This window comes from Nodularia spumigena CCY9414, assembly GCF_000340565.2.
GTDB classification, from domain to species: Bacteria; Cyanobacteriota; Cyanobacteriia; order Cyanobacteriales; family Nostocaceae; genus Nodularia; species Nodularia spumigena.
Map to the genome: position 1 here is coordinate 5,300,799 of NZ_CP007203.1, position 18,970 is coordinate 5,319,768.

15 protein-coding genes and 1 pseudogene are annotated in these 18,970 nt (G+C 43.2%); 8 read left to right on the plus strand and 8 right to left on the minus strand.

The window, feature by feature from the left end:
* Window positions 1–75: 75 nt before the first annotated feature.
* Together NSP_RS22965 and purL are read left to right on the plus strand one after the other, a co-directional pair.
* The gene (locus NSP_RS22965; protein WP_006194619.1) at window positions 76–561 is read left to right on the plus strand and encodes an allophycocyanin subunit alpha-B; all 486 of its coding nucleotides are present in this window, start codon (window positions 76–78) and stop codon (window positions 559–561) included.
* 689 nt (window positions 562–1,250) lie between these two features.
* Complete coding sequence (gene purL / locus NSP_RS22970; protein WP_006194621.1) at window positions 1,251–3,632, plus strand: phosphoribosylformylglycinamidine synthase subunit PurL; 2,382 nt, start codon at window positions 1,251–1,253, stop codon at window positions 3,630–3,632.
* Between the two features lie 58 nt (window positions 3,633–3,690).
* Here purL and NSP_RS27300 read toward each other — a convergent pair whose 3' ends face one another.
* On the minus strand, window positions 3,691–3,813 hold the full coding sequence (locus NSP_RS27300) for a hypothetical protein (protein ID WP_269454105.1): 123 nt from the start codon (window positions 3,811–3,813) through the stop codon (window positions 3,691–3,693).
* A 95-nt stretch (window positions 3,814–3,908) separates the two neighbouring features.
* Here NSP_RS27300 and purF point away from each other — a divergent pair, with 95 nt between their 5' ends.
* Both purF and NSP_RS22980 read left to right on the plus strand, forming a co-directional pair.
* Window positions 3,909–5,408, plus strand: a complete 1,500-nt coding sequence (gene purF / locus NSP_RS22975; protein WP_006194622.1) for an amidophosphoribosyltransferase — start codon at window positions 3,909–3,911, stop codon at window positions 5,406–5,408.
* Between the two features lie 333 nt (window positions 5,409–5,741).
* Window positions 5,742–6,749 carry a class I SAM-dependent methyltransferase gene (locus NSP_RS22980; RefSeq protein ID WP_006194623.1) on the plus strand — a complete coding sequence of 336 codons (1,008 nt, stop codon included), beginning with the start codon at window positions 5,742–5,744 and terminating at the stop codon, window positions 6,747–6,749.
* Window positions 6,750–6,757: 8 nt separating this feature from the next.
* Here NSP_RS22980 and NSP_RS22985 read toward each other — a convergent pair whose 3' ends face one another.
* From NSP_RS22985 to NSP_RS22995, 3 genes are all read right to left on the minus strand, one after another.
* On the minus strand, window positions 6,758–7,039 hold the full coding sequence (locus NSP_RS22985; protein ID WP_006194624.1) for a hypothetical protein: 282 nt from the start codon (window positions 7,037–7,039) through the stop codon (window positions 6,758–6,760).
* A gap of 6 nt (window positions 7,040–7,045) precedes the next feature.
* Window positions 7,046–8,086, minus strand: a complete 1,041-nt coding sequence (locus NSP_RS22990) for an ABC transporter permease (protein ID WP_006194625.1) — start codon at window positions 8,084–8,086, stop codon at window positions 7,046–7,048.
* Window positions 8,087–8,243: 157 nt separating this feature from the next.
* The gene (locus NSP_RS22995; RefSeq protein ID WP_006194626.1) at window positions 8,244–8,762 is read right to left on the minus strand and encodes an adenine phosphoribosyltransferase; all 519 of its coding nucleotides are present in this window, start codon (window positions 8,760–8,762) and stop codon (window positions 8,244–8,246) included.
* 478 nt (window positions 8,763–9,240) lie between these two features.
* Here NSP_RS22995 and NSP_RS23000 point away from each other — a divergent pair, with 478 nt between their 5' ends.
* The gene (locus NSP_RS23000) at window positions 9,241–9,888 is read left to right on the plus strand and encodes a DUF3038 domain-containing protein (protein WP_006194627.1); all 648 of its coding nucleotides are present in this window, start codon (window positions 9,241–9,243) and stop codon (window positions 9,886–9,888) included.
* A pseudogene (locus tag NSP_RS23005) lies at window positions 9,885–10,991 on the plus strand (DUF4335 domain-containing protein); the annotation flags it as partial. The gene NSP_RS23000 and the pseudogene NSP_RS23005, both read left to right, overlap by 4 nt.
* A gap of 169 nt (window positions 10,992–11,160) precedes the next feature.
* On the opposite strand, the gene NSP_RS23010 reads toward NSP_RS23005, so the two are convergent.
* Window positions 11,161–13,431, minus strand: a complete 2,271-nt coding sequence (locus NSP_RS23010) for a transglycosylase domain-containing protein (RefSeq protein WP_006194629.1) — start codon at window positions 13,429–13,431, stop codon at window positions 11,161–11,163.
* A gap of 440 nt (window positions 13,432–13,871) precedes the next feature.
* Between NSP_RS23010 and NSP_RS23015 the strand changes: the two genes are divergently transcribed.
* Entirely contained in the window at window positions 13,872–14,267 is a 396-nt protein-coding gene (locus NSP_RS23015) for a hypothetical protein (RefSeq protein ID WP_006194630.1), read from the plus strand.
* Between the two features lie 143 nt (window positions 14,268–14,410).
* Here the strand turns inward: NSP_RS23015 and lspA are convergent, their stop codons facing one another.
* Together lspA and NSP_RS23025 are read right to left on the minus strand one after the other, a co-directional pair.
* Window positions 14,411–14,887 carry a signal peptidase II gene (lspA, locus tag NSP_RS23020; protein WP_006194631.1) on the minus strand — a complete coding sequence of 159 codons (477 nt, stop codon included), beginning with the start codon at window positions 14,885–14,887 and terminating at the stop codon, window positions 14,411–14,413.
* Between the two features lie 98 nt (window positions 14,888–14,985).
* A complete protein-coding gene (locus NSP_RS23025) occupies window positions 14,986–15,588 on the minus strand; it encodes a biotin transporter BioY (protein WP_006194632.1) in 603 nt (200 codons plus the stop codon).
* A gap of 1,215 nt (window positions 15,589–16,803) precedes the next feature.
* On the opposite strand from NSP_RS23025, the gene NSP_RS23030 reads away from it, so the two are divergent.
* On the plus strand, window positions 16,804–17,406 hold the full coding sequence (locus NSP_RS23030) for a hypothetical protein (RefSeq protein WP_006194633.1): 603 nt from the start codon (window positions 16,804–16,806) through the stop codon (window positions 17,404–17,406).
* 400 nt (window positions 17,407–17,806) lie between these two features.
* Here the strand turns inward: NSP_RS23030 and aroF are convergent, their stop codons facing one another.
* The gene (gene aroF / locus NSP_RS23035) at window positions 17,807–18,871 is read right to left on the minus strand and encodes a 3-deoxy-7-phosphoheptulonate synthase (protein WP_006194634.1); all 1,065 of its coding nucleotides are present in this window, start codon (window positions 18,869–18,871) and stop codon (window positions 17,807–17,809) included.
* Window positions 18,872–18,970 lie beyond the last annotated feature (99 nt).

The window sequence follows — 18,970 nt, forward strand, 5'->3', positions numbered from 1 at the left end:
TTGTAATTTTCCTTTCTTTGTGTACCTCCAACTCGTTAAACTAGCAAATAATATTTCGTGTGATTGCATATAGCTATGACTGTCATTAGCCAAGTTATCCTCAAAGCCGACGACCAACTTCGTTACCCCAGCAGTGGTGAACTCAAAAGCATCAAAGAATATTTGCAAACCGGAGTACAACGGACGCGCATTGCTGCGACCTTAGCCGAGAACGAAAAAAAGATTGTTCAAGAAGCCACCAAAAAGCTTTGGCAAAAACGTCCTGACTTTATCGCACCCGGCGGTAATGCTTACGGTGAACGTCAACGTTCCCTATGTATCCGTGACTTTGGCTGGTACTTGCGCCTCATTACCTATGGCGTACTTGCTGGCGACAAAGATCCAATTGAAAAAATTGGTTTAATCGGTGTGCGAGAAATGTACAATTCGTTAGGCGTTCCTGTCCCCGGTATGGTAGAAGCTATCAGCGCCTTAAAAACAGCCTCTCTTGACTTACTAAGTGCAGAAGATGCAGCCGAAGCAGCACCCTACTTTGATTACATCATCCAAGCGATGTCCTAATCAAACTGGTGTTCGTTCTAGGATTGTAATTCCAATCGACTCAAGTTAATTAGATCCATAAGATTCATCATTTGATCATAAGACCTCACGGTATGCGGGAAACGAGCGTGGCTTGGCTCCCTGAGAGGGAAGCGACACGGGCGGTTTTAACCGCCTCGGTCTTACTGCATCTCGACAATCTCCATCCCAATATGGTATTTTGGTGAATGCAGACTGCAACGGCGCAGCCAATGTTCTTAGAAAAAGTAAGCACAATGCTTTAAGCGGAGTGTCTAGTGGCTGATTGGCACAGCCTTTACGAGTGAAAATATCTGAAGAATCTCAGTGTCTTTAGACCTGAGAGTGTCAAAACCTCCCCACATTTGGTAATGACTTTGGCAAAATCTCTGTCAAGTTATTAACTGGATGTGGGGAAATTTTAAATAACAGTCCTAAAAAATCTGTAAACATCTTTCCTTCTTAACTTGGCGAACTACAGCCCTTGCGGGCATCGCTGCGCGCGGGCGACTTGGCGGTTCGATAATAAGACTTACTAATTCACAACGACAAAAATATCTTAACCAGCACCTGAAGATACCAGTAGTTCAACACAACATATCCAAAAAAATATGAATTGTATAGCGAGAACTGTAAATATAGTGTAACTAAATCGATACAATAGTCCTCTGTACTCTTGGTGCATTATCCCCATGACCGCCACCTCCTCTACTCCCTTTTCCCCGCAAGAAATCGCCACCGAAGGATTAAAACCAGAAGAATATGCAGAAATAGTCAAACGCTTAGGGCGACATCCCAACAAAGCTGAACTGGGAATGTTTGGAGTGATGTGGTCTGAACATTGCTGCTACAAAAATTCCCGCCCATTACTCAAACAGTTTCCCACCACAGGCCCCCGCATCTTAGTTGGCCCTGGCGAAAACGCTGGAGTTGTGGACATAGGCGACGGAAGACAATTAGCATTTAAAATTGAATCTCATAACCACCCCTCAGCTGTTGAACCTTTCCAAGGCGCAGCTACTGGTGTGGGCGGAATTCTTAGAGATATTTTTACAATGGGGGCGCGTCCCATTGCTTTATTAAATTCTTTACGTTTCGGTGATTTAGACGACCCGAAAACCCAAAGATTGTTTACAGGTGTTGTCGCGGGAATCTCCCATTATGGCAATTGCGTTGGGGTTCCCACAGTCGGTGGTGAAGTTTACTTTGATAAAGCTTACTCCGGAAATCCCTTAGTCAACGTGATGGCGCTGGGATTGATGGAAACGCCGGAAATTGTTAAATCGGGGGCTTCTGGATTCGGTAATCCGGTGCTGTATGTCGGTTCTACCACCGGACGCGATGGTATGGGAGGGGCAAGTTTTGCTAGTGCGGAATTAAGCGAACAGTCACTAGATAACCGTCCCGCCGTGCAAGTAGGCGACCCATTTATAGAAAAGTCTTTAATTGAAGCTTGTTTAGAAGCATTTAAAACTGGTGCAGTGGTCGCCGCCCAAGATATGGGTGCTGCTGGTATCACCTGTTCGACATCAGAAATGGCTGCTAAAGGTGGTGTGGGGATTGAATTTGATTTAGATAAGATTCCCGTGCGGGAACTGGGAATGGTTCCCTATGAATACCTACTTTCGGAATCTCAAGAAAGAATGCTTTTTGTCGCCCATAAGGGGCGGGAACAAGAGCTAATTGATATTTTTGAACGTTGGGGACTTCATGCCGTGGTTGCCGGTACGGTGATTGCTGAACCCATTGTGCGGATTTTATTCCAGGGTAAAATAGCCGCAGAAATTCCGGCTGAGGCTTTGGCGGAAAATACCCCACTTTATGAACGGGAATTATTGGCGGAACCACCAGAATATGCCCGTGAAGCTTGGAAATGGTCGCCTGATTATTTACCTGTTTGCACAACGTCTGGGATTGAAATTCAAGGAAAACTGCAATCTTGGGATGATGTTCTGTTAACTTTGCTCGATACGCCGACAATCGCTTCTAAAAGTTGGGTCTATCGTCAGTATGACCATCAAGTTCAGAATAACACTGTAATTTTACCAGGTGGTGCTGATGCGGCGGTAGTGCGCTTACGTCCCTTGGAAACAACGCAAAATGAAAAATTAGCACCGGAAAGTTTTACATCAGGGGTGGCGGCGACTGTAGACTGTAATCCTCGGTATGTTTATCTTGACCCTTACGAGGGTGCAAAGGCAGTGGTGGCAGAAGCGGCTCGCAATCTTAGCTGTGTGGGTGCTGAACCTCTGGCGGTGACGGATAATCTCAATTTTGGCAGTCCAGAAAAACCCATTGGTTATTGGCAATTGGCTGAGGCTTGTCGGGGTTTGTCTGAAGGTTGTTTGGAATTGGCTACACCAGTTACAGGTGGGAATGTCTCTCTGTACAATGAAACTTTTGATTCTGAAGGTAATCCCCAACCAATTTATCCGACTCCGGTTGTGGGGATGGTGGGATTGATTCCCGATTTAAGCAAAATTTGTGGTCAAGGTTGGCAAGCCGCAGGTGATTTAATTTATCTTTTGGGTTTACCTCTGACATCCCCCATTAGTTTGGGTGCATCTGAGTATTTAGCCACTATCCACAATACTGTGGCTGGTAAGCCTCCACGGGTAGATTTTGATTTGGAACGTCGTGTACAGCAAGTGTGCCGTGACGGTATTCGCGCGGGTTGGATAGGTTCCGCCCATGATTCTGCTGAGGGGGGAGTGGTTGTGGCTTTGGCGGAATCTTGCCTGGCTGGGAATTTAGGCGCGGAAATTCAGCTAGAAATTTCTGAAAATCAGTTAAAACGTCTGGATGAGGTGCTGTTTGGTGAGGGTGGGGCGAGAATTTTAGTTTCGGTTACATCATCAGAACAGAAAAATTGGGAATCCTACTTACAGGAGCATCTGGGAGAAAGTTGGCAAAAACTGGGTATGGTGAGGAATTTGGGCAGTTCTGAAGCGGGTTTGGAAATTTTAACTTCTGATAACCAAACCTTAATAAAAGTTAGTATGGAACAAATGAGCGATCGCTATTTCCAGGCAATTTCCAACCGTCTTTCTCACCCAACTAATACCCCCAATTAATTTTTTCATCCCCCATACGAGGATAATTAACCTCTGTGAGCAGAATTACGGTAATGTTTTAATAGATGGTTAAAGATTCGTTAAGAATTTGGCAACTATCCTGCGACATAATCCCAGTGACCAAATAATTACTAATTTGTGGTTTGTCATTCGTAATTAATTCCAGATCAGGATGCAGCATAACTCACTCAATTTATTGATGAGTATAAATTACGACTTACGAATTATCAATTACCGATTATTTTGACTTGACACCCCAACCAGGAGCAATAGCTAATGATTCCCATCCATTCCGTCACTTCGGATGAATACCCCAATCAGGAGACCAACCCAATTAATAGTCATGAACATCGACCAGACAAGCCAGAAGAAGCTTGTGGTGTTTTTGGCATCTACGCACCAGAAGCAGATGTGGCGAAAATGACCTACTTTGGATTGTATGCTCTCCAACATCGGGGTCAAGAATCGGCTGGAATTGCGACCTTTGAGGGTGCAACAGTACACCTGCATAAAGACATGGGTTTGGTGTCTCAAGTCTTTAATGAAGCGGTTTTGGAGCATTTGCAGGGAAATCTCGCTATTGGTCACACTCGTTATTCCACTACTGGTTCTAGCCGCAAAGATAATGCCCAGCCTGCTGTGGTGGAAACTCGACTCGGTTCATTGGCTTTAGCACATAACGGCAATTTAGTCAATACGCTACAATTACGCGAAGAGTTAGTCAAGACCAATGTAAGTTTAGTCACCACCACAGACTCAGAAATGATTGCTTTTGCGATCGCCGAAGCTGTCAACGCCGGTGCAGATTGGCTAGAAGGATCAATTCAAGCGTTTCATCGTTGCGAAGGTGCTTTTAGTTTAGTGCTGGGTACTCCCGCAGGCGTGATGGGTGTCCGCGATCCTAATGGTATCCGTCCCTTAGTAATTGGAACTTTACCCGGTAATCCAATTCGTTACGTCTTGGCTTCAGAAACTTGTGGTTTAGATATCATTGGAGCCGAATACTTACGAGATGTGGAACCAGGCGAGTTAGTTTGGATTACTGAAGCAGGTTTGGCTTCCTATCATTGGAGTCAAAAACCGGAGCGTAAGTTGTGTATCTTTGAGATGATTTACTTTGCTCGTCCTGATAGCATCATGCACAACGAAAGTTTGTACACCTACCGCATGAGATTAGGGCGACGCATAGCCGCAGAATCGGCTGTAGATGCTGATATTGTCTTTGGTGTTCCTGATTCGGGAATCCCTGCGGCTATTGGCTTTTCTCAAGCTTCTGGTGTACCTTACGCAGAAGGATTAATTAAAAATCGTTATGTGGGGCGCACTTTTATTCAGCCTACACAATCCATGCGCGAAACTGGGATTCGGATGAAACTCAACCCCCTCAAAGATGTGCTGGTGGGTAAACGCGTGATTATTGTAGATGATTCTATTGTTCGGGGTACAACTAGCCGGAAGCTGGTTAAAGCCTTGCGTGAAGCTGGTGCAACAGAAGTACACATGAGAATTTCTTCTCCCCCAGTTACACATCCCTGTTTTTACGGTATCGATACCGATAGTCAAGATCATTTGATTGCTGCTACCAAATCAGTGGCAGAAATTGCCGCGCAGTTGGAAGTAGATAGTCTTGCTTATCTCAGTTGGGAAGGAATGCTAGAAGCAACGCAGGAAGATACTAATAGTTTCTGTTCAGCTTGTTTTACTGGGGATTATCCTGTAGCTATTCCTGAGCAAGTCAAGCGTTCTAAGCTGATTTTGGAAAAAGTCGTAGTTTAGTAATGAAAAAAAGGCGTTGCTGAACTAAAGTATGAAATTCCCAAATCACCTTGATTTTCTTCCTACCTTTGCGCCTACCCTTCGGGAACGGCTTCCCTTCGGGACGCTGCGCGAACGCCGAATGCGCCTTTGCGTGTTAGCGAAGCGGGGCGTAGCCCACCTAATTCATATTTGAAATCAGCAACGCCTAAAAAAAATCTGAATTCAAGGGCGGGCATCTTTGCCCTCCCCCACAAGATTGATAATATTAATGTGTGTACTTCATTTACTTGCAAAGTGCTGTAAGTTAAATAGAACTGCTATAGTAATTTAATACCATTTCTTCAAGTACTTATGGTATTGAATAAATTGTTTAAAGATATCATTATTAAACTACTTACTGGGGTTTCAAAACCTGACTATGCTAAACTGGCTAGTCAACTAAGTTTAGCAGATGCGATCGCCAAAATTGATTGGCTTTTTGGTTGCGAGTCTGTCTTAAAGGAATTTAATTCAGATGTTACCGTTTCTTACTACACCCAAAGTGAGTGGGGTTATCAAATCTATCACTCTGGACAAGATGCTATCCATATGGCATTGAACCCTGATGGCGTATTTCATCCAGATGGTTATTATGCTCAACCGCGAGTAGTTGCCGAACAAATTCGTGAACTTGATGCGAAAAATGTTTTAGAATTAGGATGCGGCAAAGGATTTAATAGCTGTTTTTTAGCAGAGAAATATCCAGAAGTAAAATTCACTGGAATTGATATAACTTCAGCCCATATTAAAATAGCACGTCGCCAAGCAGAGCAATTTTCTAACTTATCTTTTCAAGAAGGTAACTTTAATCAATTAAACTTTTTAGATCAATCCTTTGATATTGTTTTTGCCTTTGAGTGTTTATGTCATGCATCTCCAGATGAAACACCACTAGCAGAAATTTTTCGGGTGCTGCGCCCTGGTGGCAAATTAATTGTATTTGATGGCTATCGTAAAATCAAGCTTGAACAACTTCCTCAGTTACTTCAAACCGCTACTCAACTTGTGGAAGTATCAATGGCAGTTCGTCATGGATTTTCACAAATTGATCATTGGAATACCATTGCACAATCCATTGGCTTTCGAGTACAAGTTATTGAAGATGTTTCCTCGTCAATTCAGCCTACTTTATTAAAATTACAAAAATTGTCCCTGAAACTTTTTTCTTTATCTTGGAAAGCTAAAATACTGGCTTATATGTTGCCTAAATATTTAGTAAGAAATTCCATTGCTGGTCTTTTAATGCCCTTCACTGTTAGCCCTAAAGGAGAAGCTTTCGGATATTATAAATTAATCTTAGAGCGCCCTTTAGAAGTATAAAAACAGTGTCAAGTATGCTGCATAAATTCAACTTTGGGTAATAAAGGATCTGTGACAACTCCTACACCGCTAAAACCCCAACGTTTGAGCAAGTTTCCTAACTGTGTACCTGGAATAGATTCTACAGCGAAGCGGTTGGCTAATTCACCTGCATGGGTGTTGAGATAACTTAAAGCATCAAAGTTTTCCCGAAACAGTAATAAATAACCGGAATTTTCAGGATTGGGATGGGCTAGAAGATAACGACCGTCAGCTTGCGATCGCACTATATAATAAATTTCAGAAAACATACTCAATTAAGAATCCAAACGAATCCGGGGATCAGCTACCTTCAACAGCAAATCTGCGATTAAATTGCCGATATTCAGCAATACAGCACTCATGACCAGGCTAGCCATGACTAAATACTGGTCTTTTGCCATTACCGCCTGTAAAGTCAATCTACCTAAACCAGGCCAGTTAAAGAATTGTTCAGCAATGAATGCACCACCGAATAAACCCGCTAATTCAAATCCTAATATAGTAATGAGGGGATTTATGGCATTGCGGAGGGCGTGAACGTAAATCACCCGATTTTCTGGTAGTCCCTTAGCACGAGCCGTTTGGATATAATCTTGACGCAGAACATCCAACAATTCACCGCGAGTGATTCTTTGCAAACCAGCAAAGCTAGTGATACTTAAGGCAATCGTTGGTAAAATCATATGCCAGCCGACATCAATGATTTTACCGAACCAAGAGAATTCCGCATGATTGATGCTAGTCATCCCACCCACGGGGAATAAAGGTGAGGTGACTTGAGCAAATATGAGTAAAAACAAGGCTGTGATGAAACTGGGAAATCCTTGTCCGGTGTAACTAATTACTTGTAAAATGCGGTCAGTGGCTTGATTTTGTTTGACAGCTGCCAGAATTCCAAAGGGAATGGCGATCGCCCAGGTGCAAAATAAAGAGGCGATCGCTAAAAGCAAAGTGGCTGGTATCCGTTCCCACAACAGAGAAGCTACCGAACGTTGGTAAACAAAACTCGTGCCAAAATCTCCGTATCTCAAAATTCGCCATAACCATAACCCAAACTGTTCTGGCCAAGATTTATTCAGACCAAACTGTTCTCTTAATTCCTCAATTCGTTCTGGCGAAATTGTCGGATTTTGCCGCAGGGTATCTACATAATCCCCTGGAGATAGTTTCATGATAAAAAACGACAACGCCGTTGCCAATAGCAAGGTGAACAGTGCTTGCAATATCCGTTTCACCACATAAAAAAATGTTTCGTTCGTGACTAGCCCCATGAGCCAATCCCGACCTGTCTCCAAGGAAATTTTCGTAGAAGTCATAGCAGTTTAGTCATTGGTCATTGGTCATTGGTCATTGGTCATTGGTCATTGGTCATTGGTCATTGGTCATTGGTCATTGGTCATTAATCATTGGTCATTAATCATTGGTCATTAATCATTGGTCATTTGCTGAGGATATAAGAGAAAGCACGCATTATTAGTATTCAATTAGGGAAATAATCGGCACATCTGGTAAATTTTTACGTCCTTGTAAATCCTGTAGCTCGATGATAAACCCAAACCCTACAAGCTCGCAGCCAAACTTCTGCACTAACTTTGCCGTTGCACTAGCTGTACCACCTGTAGCAATCAAATCATCGACAATTAAAACACGGCTATTTGAATGCAAAGCGTCTTGATGCATTTCCAGACAGTCTGTACCATACTCTAATTCATATTCAATTGAGTGAACTGCTGCTGGTAACTTTCCCCGTTTGCGAACAGGAATAAAACCCGCTCCTAATTTGTAAGCTAAAGGAGGGCCAAAAATGAACCCACGGGATTCCATACCCACAATATAATCTGCCTGTAATCCAGACTCAATACATTTTTCCGTGAAAAAGTCAATAGTGTAGCGTAATCCCTCTGGATCTCGCAGTAAAGTAGTTATATCCCGAAATAAAATTCCGGGTTTGGGAAAATCTGGGATGTCGCGAATTAGAGACTTTAAATCCATAAATATGAGGGAGTAGGGAGTAGGGAGTAGGGACTAGGGACGAGGGAGTAGGAAGTAGGGAGTAGGAAGTAGGGAGTAGGAAGTAGGGAGTAGGAGGAACAAGCAGGGGCGCAGGGGGAATAAACTTTGAAATCCCAATACCCAGTCCCCGATCCCCCAGTCCTCGATACCTGAAAAATCCTACACTATAATGTCATACGCTGGGTATTTCGGCTCTAATTTAACAATCCATTGACGATACCTAGAATCTACACCAATCTCAAGATAAGCTTGTATTGACAACACACAGAAGGTAAACAGATGCTTTGATAACTGAAATTTAAGTATACGTAACCATTTGAGTAGAACAAGTATTTAATGTATATATCAGGTAGTATTGCTACTGCCACAAGTCTCATCTTCTTGTTTAGCTACTTATCTTAAATTAGTTGTACTAGTTTTATTGAGTCTTTTAGAACTACACAAGGTATTTTATAGAATGAATGTCTCAGCCAGCTTAACGCCATTGAATAGTCCAACCCCCCCATCATTGCCGATGATTCTGGATAGTTTACCAGACCCTGCTATACCTACGGCAAGCTTCGCTAACGCCGCACAGGGTTGTCCCGCTAGAACCCGGCTGCAAGTTGATCTCATTTTACTGGCGATAGAAGCTTTAGAACTTGGAGGTTCTGAAGCTATTCTGGCTTTTGCTGACGAGTTGGAATTGAAAGGAATTATTAAAAACCGGGTAAATTTATGGCGGATGCGGAGTTCTAACCCCATGCGAAGAGCGCATATCCGCCGTCCCTTAACAATTATGGAAGCAAAAGCCTTAGTGGTAATCGCTAGCTACATAGCCCGGCGTTTAACCGTCGTCATTCGCCAGATGTTGATGACATATCAGCAAATGACTGAAAAGCAGATCCCTTTGGCACAAAATTTGCGCTTATCTAATTATTTAGAGCGATTTCGAGTACATTTCAAAAGTAGGATGAATCCTCGACGTTCTAGTGTCATCGCATTAAGTTCTGATGAAAAATTAGATGAGCTAGCAATCAATTTGTTGGGACAATTACTATTTTGTACTGGCACAGCTGGAATGCAGCGCTTCTGGATTAGTCTTTTTGACGGGGAAGTAGAATGAATATCCAACGTAAGTACAGTTTACCTAATTGTACGCTGCTCTTAGAGGGTTTAAGTGATGCCGCCAAAGCCGCACACTACCAAGAAATGCGTCCAGAATTATCCATATTGGTGAATGCCGAATGCCATGTATCTGGCTATAATCAGCCTCTAGCGGGAGGGCGGGAATTTTTTGAAAGTTTGGTGAGAGCTGTGAGTGGCTATGCTCAAGAATTTTTGAGTAATGTATCCAACCCACAAGCACACAATCAAGGCTCCGAATTAGTGGAGTTACAAAAAATTGGCACTAACCGACATCGGTTAATTGTGCATTCGGAAATAGCTGGAGATGGTTTTGAGTCTCAACCTAACTATAATAAACCGCCGATTCAAATGGATTTGAACACGGTGCAGTTATTTGATCTAGTTGAAGCTGTAGATCAATTTTTTGCTGACAGCCAAACTTTACCAGAGTTGTCACTAGAATTACAGCCAGTTGCTAGACGTTACGGGGGTGGTAATCAAGTCCTACTAAAGCAGGCCGTACCCGCAGGTATAGGAGTTTCCACTGTAGCAGTTGCGGCGATCGCCTTTAGCTTAATTCCAGCGCCAGAGATTCGCCCACCAGAAACAAAGGTAGAGGAACAGACTAGCTCCATAACACCGAGCCGCAATTCTACTACACAACCTACACCACAAACCACAACACCCCCAGATGTAGCGACTTCCCCACCCACTTCCGTCGATGTAACGACTCCCCCAGCCGAGACAGCACCCAAAATTACAGATTTAGAAGCAGTCTTAAATACAGTTACAGAAATTACTGATTCATCCCAACTACGTGTTCTGAATAGCCAAGTGTATCAGAAAATTAATCCGGCTTGGACTAATCGCTCAGAATTAACACAAGATTTAGTCTATCGTGTGGGTGCAACTGCTGATGGTACTCTCGTCGGTTATAAAGCCGTGAATGAAGGAGCAAATGCAGAAATAGAATTAACTCCTCTGCCGAAACTGCTTTACAATCCTGTGAATCGTTCTCCCATCGCCAATGAACCAATAGCCCAATTTAGAGTAGTTTTTACCAGCAACGGTGTTTTGCAAGTTAGCCCTTGGTGGGGATATCAGTAACTGGGGAATGGGAAGAGGCAGGGAGGAAGAGGAACGGGAGAAGAGGCAGGGGTGCAGGGAGCAGGGAGCAAGGGGGAGTAAGAAATTACTTTAAACTTCCGGTTATTTAGCAACCATTCCTCTTCTCCCCTGCACCCCGCCCCCTGCCCCCGTTCCTCTTCCCCTATCGGGCAATTTGCCTCATATAATCGCCCCACAGTTTAGCTGCTTGCCCACTGCTCCCGGAAGTGGGGGAATTATTGTCATTACCTAACCAAATGCCAGTTACAAGCCGCCGACTGGGGATTGAGCCAATGAACCAGAGATCAACGTTTTTATCAGTTGTGCCGGTTTTACCACCTTCCCCTTGTCCAATCGCGGCAGCGCGACCAGTACCGCTAGTGACTGCCTGGCGCATCATCCGGGTGATTTCGTCCGCTACGCCTGTGGGTAAAACTCGCTGGTTGGCATCTCGACTTTGGTCAAAGGAATAGACAACACGGCAGGTTGTTAAGTCCTCACGATTTTCACAATCACTACTATCTAGAATCCGGCTAATAGCATGGGGTGGATTCCATACACCACGATTAGTAATAGCGCCAAAAGCGCCGGTCATTTCTAAAACATTGACTACACTTTGACCCAGTACTAAGCCGGGAACAGCTTCGAGCGATGACTTGACTCCTAAACGCTTGGCTGTGGATACGACTTGATTTAGCCCTACTTCTCTAGCAATTCTTAGAGCAATGGGATTTTCCGACTGGGCAAACCCAACGGTCATATTTAAGAAATTCCCCGCACCACTTCTACAGGGTCTGTAAGTAAAACCTTGCCAAGGTAAAGCAGCGCAAGAATAACTTTTGGAGGCTGGTATTCCCTTCTCAAGAGCCGCAGCGAAGGCGAAAACTTTGAAGGTAGAACCTGGTTGTCTTTGGGCTTGGACAGCACGATTAAATTGGCTTTGTCTAAAATCAGTCCCGCCTACCATTGACAGAATACTACCAGTTGTAGTGTTCAGGGTAACGATCGCACCTTGAGAAAAACGAAAGGTTGATCCAGCGTTGTTAACGGAATTACGCAAGGCTGTTTCTGCTTGGGTTTGTATTCTAGGATCAAGCTGGGTTTCAATTATATAATTACCTTCTCTGGCAGCTCCCTCTCCCAAAATTGATTCGAGTTCCTGGAAGACATAACTGTAAAAGTAAGGAGCAATGGTACTAGCTTGGCGATCGCAAACTTTGGGACTAATTTGGACTGGAGAACGCCTGGCTCGATTGGCTTCTTCTTCGGAGATTTTCCCCAGGTCTAACATTCGCCTAATGACGCGATTCCGATAGTCAACTGGTTGTAGCCTATTGGAGCTATTTTCACAAAAATTGAAGGCGTTGGGAGCCGGTAAAATTCCCACTAATGTTGCAGCTTCCGAGAGCGTTAATTCTTTGGCTGGCTTCTCAAAGTAATAACGAGCCGCATCCTCAAAGCCGGATGTATCCACGCCCAAAAATACTCGATTTAAGTAAGTCAGCAAGATTTTATCTTTGCTGTAAAAAGTTTCTAGCTTGAAGGAGACAACAGCCTCCCGCAGTTTGCGTCCCAAGGAGTCTTGAGCGCCAACATAGTCCCGGAATAAACTCCGGGCTACTTGCTGGGTAACGGTGCTGGCTCCCTGCTGCACATCTCCACTGCGAGTATTAATCAGCAAGGCTCGCAAAATCCCCAACGGGTCAATGCCAAAGTGCCAATTGTAACGACTATCTTCTGAGGACACCACGGCTGCGGGTAAATAACGGCCAAAGTCCTCCAAGCTCTGCATATCGACGTGGGAGGTACTTCGAGGCTCACGCAGGGGGGTGGAGCCATCACCTGCATAAATTACGATGGGAGCGCTGGTAGCCGTGGGTAGAGGTCTGACGGAAAATTTCAGCCATTCCACGCCTATGACTAACCCCACCAAGGCGCTGACACCACCAATCCCGTAAGCCGCCCAAGTTGCTGCTTTAATATGCAACGGTGCTGGATCGACATATTGCAAGCGCACTGAAGCTGCAAGTTCTGGTGGCCCTAAAGTGAAAATATCACCGTGTCGCAGTTCTAAGCTATTAACCCGGCGTTTACCACGATAAATACCGTTAGTGGAATTTTCATCTTTGATCACAAAAACCGGGGTGCGTTGACTCGAATCCCGCGACAGTGACAGGTGAATTTGACTGACAACTGGGTTGCGAATGACTATATCACAGGATTTGGAACTACGACCGAGGATGTAGCGATCGCCTAACAACGGATAGACCTCCGCCTTGTCCGCCCCCGCATCCTGCACCCATATCTCTGGTACTTTGGCATTAGGCTTGAGCGCCAACTTGGAAAAGTCAACCCTTGCTTGAATTGTCTGTACTGCTTGAGTCAGTTGACCAAGTAAAGTTTGTGGCTTGTGAGGAGGTTGGGGGGAACTCATCGGCTATTTACATCACAATGATTGGCAAAGAATCGGGCGAATGACAATCTGGATACAGATATTCCACTATTTTACTCATAAGCCCAAGGAGAAATTGGCTGTACGGAATTCTTACCTCTTCAATCTTACACCAAGACAATCTCTATTCAGAAATTTTACCCTCTTGGCTTTGTTACTTTTTCACTGATTCAAAAGTTTAGCTTCATTGTTGGTTATCCTGATTTTAACTATTATTATTTATTAAATAATAAGGGTTAATACTTGGGCTTTGGTGTTTCTTCAAACTAACTCTTAATTTACAGAAAATGTAAAGTTTACACCATAAAATTTACATATCTTTTAACCCTCATTTATACATCTTCATTTAGACAGATTTTCTGCAATCAGTTGTTTGATTTAATTGGCTGAGTGTTCTGTCTCCTTTGAGGAAAATTTCAGAAATGTTGGGAAAATCTCTGACTCTGATTGGTACAGCGTTGACTTTGGCTCTTACTACCAATGTTGCTTTGGCCGAATCAAATAAATCCTCCGTCGCCGAATCCGATAGCTTATCTATGAATGCGCCAACGGAAATCAAGCTTTCACCAGAAGGGATGAAAATTCTGTGTGAGCGATCGCCTCTTAATTCCCGTTGTCCTGGAGGTACAGCACTCATACCTCCTACCTCTGGTGGTATTTCAGTACCACTGTTAGATAGTAACACCACTCCTGAGAACACAACACCGGCAGAAACTTTGATGCCGGAAGTATCTGACCCCAATAGTAGCTCAACTCCAGCACCAGAACCTTTGATGCAGAATGAGTTTGAGTTTCAGAGCGAACCCAACCCCCAATAAGTTAGCAAAATACAGGTTGGCAAAAACTCGAACTACGAGTGCTTAAAAACTAGGGTATAATTCTCATTTTGATAATCCCACGACTGTGAAAATTATGCTATGGTCATTCTCAAAAAAAGTCGTGGGATTATTAAGTTTTAAGATTAGCTTGACCTGTCACTGGAACTTGGTGTTTTTTGGAAAGAAGCAATTAACAAACAAACAATACCAATACTAATAAATGAATCTGCCATATTAAATACAGCAAAATTAATCAAGCGAAAATCGAGAAAATCAACGACATAGCCTAAAACGAACCGATCAATACCATTGCCCATCGCTCCACCTAAAATCAAACCATAACCTAATTGATCCCAATGATTTAACTCCTGACCAAACCACCCTAATGCTATTAATACCAAACTCACACCCAACGATAGCCAGCGTAACCACTCTACTTTCCCACTGAATAGACTAAAAGCCGCACCAGTATTAGTGACATAGGTAAAATGAAATACATCGGGTATGATTGGTAGCGTCTGTCCCAAGCTAAAGGTCTGCACTACCCAATATTTTGTCAATTGATCTAAGAAAAAAGCGACGAAAGCAGCAATCCAAAACAGATGATTTTTTAAACGCATGAAACTAGGGAGTAGGGAGTAGGGAGTAGGGAGTAGGTAGGGGCGGGTTTAAGCAATACGTCTCTCCTGACTTCACGGGGGGGCTAGTACCGCCATAACTAATAAAACATTAAATGACGTAATATATATGCTATTACGGTAACAGCGCACACTACAGCTAGTTGACCGGGTAGTGCAAACCAAGAGTATCTGAGGATTGCTTGCATGAGAGCCAGATTTTCTGTGCCTTTCCACTGAAAAAAATAACTGATGATCAAATAAGTCACACCGCAGAGGTGGACAGTTAACAAGCCAGTTATACAACTAAAAGCTAGGGTTTCCAACTTAGGTCTAGCTTTAAAAGCCAAAGATCCACAAATCCAAGCTCCAGGAATAAAGCCTAGCAGATAGCCAAACTGAGATAGTTTGACATAACCAATACCGCCACCATCAGCAAATACAGGTAGCAAGGTTAAACCCATGACTAAATAGGCGATTTGCGATAGTGCGCCAGCATTTTTCCCTCCTAAACAACCTACTAATAGCACCGCACCCACTTGACAGGTGACACCTAGAGAAACAGTCTGAATTCCTTGCTTACTCCAACTCCAAGGTAAGGCGATACCATAGGCTTCTAGGAAAGTACCGCCCATTGTCAGGAGTAAACCAACCATAGACCATAGTAATTGAACAGTTCCCAAATTTCCAACGCTTCCAGCCATTTTACTTACACAAATGCTCAAACAATGTGTGAAAGGACTATTTTCTGTGTTTGAGGCTGTATTTTGAGCATAAGTTTATACATATTGGTCATTTTTAACTAATGCTCATTGTTCATTATGACCAGGACTTACGCAAAATTATGGAAAAACGAACCACGTTCGCGAAGCGTCTCCCCTTGGGAGAAGGACACGTTGGCGCTAGCCTCTCCCCTTGGGAGAAGGACACGAAGTTAAGAAGGTTTCAGAGAGTTCTTGCGTAAGTCCTAATGACAAGTGAATCATATTTTTAGTTTCTTGTGTACCTAGCACTCTATTTTAATCGCCCCATGTCTTTTTTGTGTTTAAAATAATAGTTTAATAACTACAGAAGATAGACAGAACCATAAATACAGCCATAATAAAAATCAGGTGTATTACTTCTTTTATATGTGAGATTTGTGGGTAACAAGTTTGTGTGGTTTAAACACCTATGAATTTACTATTTTCCCTGTTAAACATGAAACAAATACTATATTTTAGTGTATATCTAAATAATTAAACGCCAAAGTATTCCGAAAACATAAAGTAATTAGTACAGACAGAAAAGAGGCATTGACTGAAAGATTGCATTTGTGTATAACCAAGACAATGAAGGTCGCAATACAGAAATAATCCGAGCCTCTTGAGTTCTGTATTCAAGTTGTCCAGAAAAATTGAAATTATTTTTATAGTTAAAGGTTCTTAGTCTAATAGTTAGACTATGGCTATAGAAATTATGCATAATAATTGCTTTGAAATAGCAAATATTTATCAGGTAAAAGGGAACAGCAATAAGTATTAAATCCAAAAAAATCTTCAAAAATGCATAAATAAACCGAAAAAAAAGACAATAAATACTGTGATTACAGGGTTTTCTAGTTATTTTTGAGAATATAATTATTGAAGTTAATAAAAAGCATCTAAATTTTTACAAAGACATCAAAACATTATTCATTGTTTTCAACCTAAAAAATAACTAATCTAGATTGTGAGACAAGCGGTAATTAAAGATTTTCTGGTTCGCCAGATATTGGATAAATTACGTAATGGTAAAACCCATTATTCTCAATATGCTAATAGCTAATAAATAGCTTGTGCAAGAAGACAGCAAAAAACTAGATTCATGAAGCTGGATTAATTTTGTCATGTTCCAGCGCTAATGAAATTTTTATCCGCAAATTAGGAGGCTTCGTTTTCATGGAAGATTCAACAATTGTTGTGATGGAAGATCAAACAATGACTGATAGTGGCGAAAACACCGTTACTGAAAATGATGAGATGATTGATCTGCTTCAGCAATCACCCTTTGCACCTTTGCTAGAAATTGACGGTGTAACCCCAGAATACTTAATCAAGTCTTTTGCTGAGGCTTTTGGGGACTCCGATTCCAGTATTGATCCTAGTGTGTTTAACGGTAGCGTTCCAGGTACTGATCCCTTTTCTGGCTTTGGCGACCCGACGGCTGAAGCTAGCCCGTTGACTGGTGGTGTCAACCCCTGGGCTAGTATTAACCTTGATCCTTCCTCTACAGGTAGCGAAGACTTAAGTGGCGGTGACTCCTTAACTGGCGGTATGCCTAGCTCCGGTGGTATGGGTGGCGATAATTCCTCTGGTGGTGGCGGCTTCGGCGGCGGCGGCATGGGTGGCGGCTTCGGCGGCATGGGCGGCTTTGGTGGCGGTAGCGGTGACTCCTCTGGTAGCGGTATGCCTAACTTCGGTGGCGATGACTCTTCCGATGGCGGCATGGGCGGCATGAGTTTCGGCGGCATGGGTGGCGGCGGCATGGGTGGCGGCCGTTAGTGATTATTGTTTAAATTTTTGTGAACTACCCCAACTTTTTAGCTGAAGTTGGGGTTATTTGTATGAGAAGTTTCGCCACTGAACCGAAGCGTTTTCCGGGGGAGTTTCTTGGAGGTTTGAGATCAAAAGGACTTACCCAAAAAACTTTTCCAACTCTCATGACTTGACTTGTGCGTAAGTCCTGATAAAAAAAGAGAAAGTCAAGTCTAAACTTTCTCGTTGCACCGCTAGTTTTATCTAATGAAGCAAGAAGACTCCTAATACTACTCGGTTAAGCAAATTCGTGAGCCGAAAACCCTTTTAGAGAAGTTGCATGGAACATCTCTACACTTTTTAACCGAAAAGTATTGAAAAGACTCCCGCTAACCTGGCGGTGTGGCGGGAGAGGATGTGAAGGCAATTAAACGGAAGTTACTAATGCAGGCATAGACCAGCGATTAACTACTTTGCCGAGAACAGACATTTCTTGTACTAAGCGATCAAATTTCTCAGGGGTGAGGGATTGAGGGCCGTCAGATAAAGCTCTGGCTGGATTGGGGTGAACTTCAATCATTAAGGCATCTGTTCCAGCTGCGATCGCCGCTAAAGCCATTGCTGGAACATAATCAGAATTACCAGTACCATGACTAGGGTCAATCATAATTGGTAAATGGGTGAGCGATCGCAATACTGGAAGTACCGATAAATCTAAAGTATTACGAGCATATTTAGCATCAAAGGTTCTAATTCCTCGCTCACAAAGAATCACATTAGAATTTCCCGATGCCAAAATATATTCTGCCGCCATCAACCACTCATCAATTGTGGCAGACATCCCCCGCTTGAGTAACACTGGTTTATCTTGAGCGCCGACTTTTTTCAGCAACGAGAAATTGTGCATATTTCGCGCTCCGATCTGGATGATATCAGCTACATTAGACACGGCGGGTAAATCGGCTGCATCCATTAACTCTGTAATAATGCCCAAGCCTGTAGCGTCACGGGCTGCGGCTAACAAATCTAATGCACTTTCACCATACCCCTGAAAGGCATAAGGTGAAGTCCGGGGTTTGTAGGCTCCTCCACGCAAGAATTTGGCTCCTGCTGTCTTCACACGCCTTGCCGTTTCTACAATCATGGCTTCATTCTCCACCGAACATGGCCCCGCTACCACCACGATGGGATGATGCTCTCCGAAAGCAACACAACCGTTAGGGGTGGAGACAATCACCTCGCTGGCTTCTCCATGCCGAAATTCCCGGCTAACCCGCTTAAAAGGTCGCTGCACTCGTAATACTTGTTCAATCCAAGGGTTTAATTCCTGGACTTGCAATGTATCGATGATCGATGTATCACCAATAATTCCTAAAATAGTTTTCTGCTTGCCGATGCTTGTTTCTACTGTGACTCCCCAACCTTGTTTTAACTCTTGACAAATTTGTGTGATTTCGCTACCAGGTGTACCATTTTTGAGTACTACAATCATTTTGATTTCCTATAGTTAAATTGACAAAAGCGCGGAAGATGGAATAACGAACTGCATTCGCGTAGCGTCTCCCCTTGTGACAAGGAATAAAAGGAATAA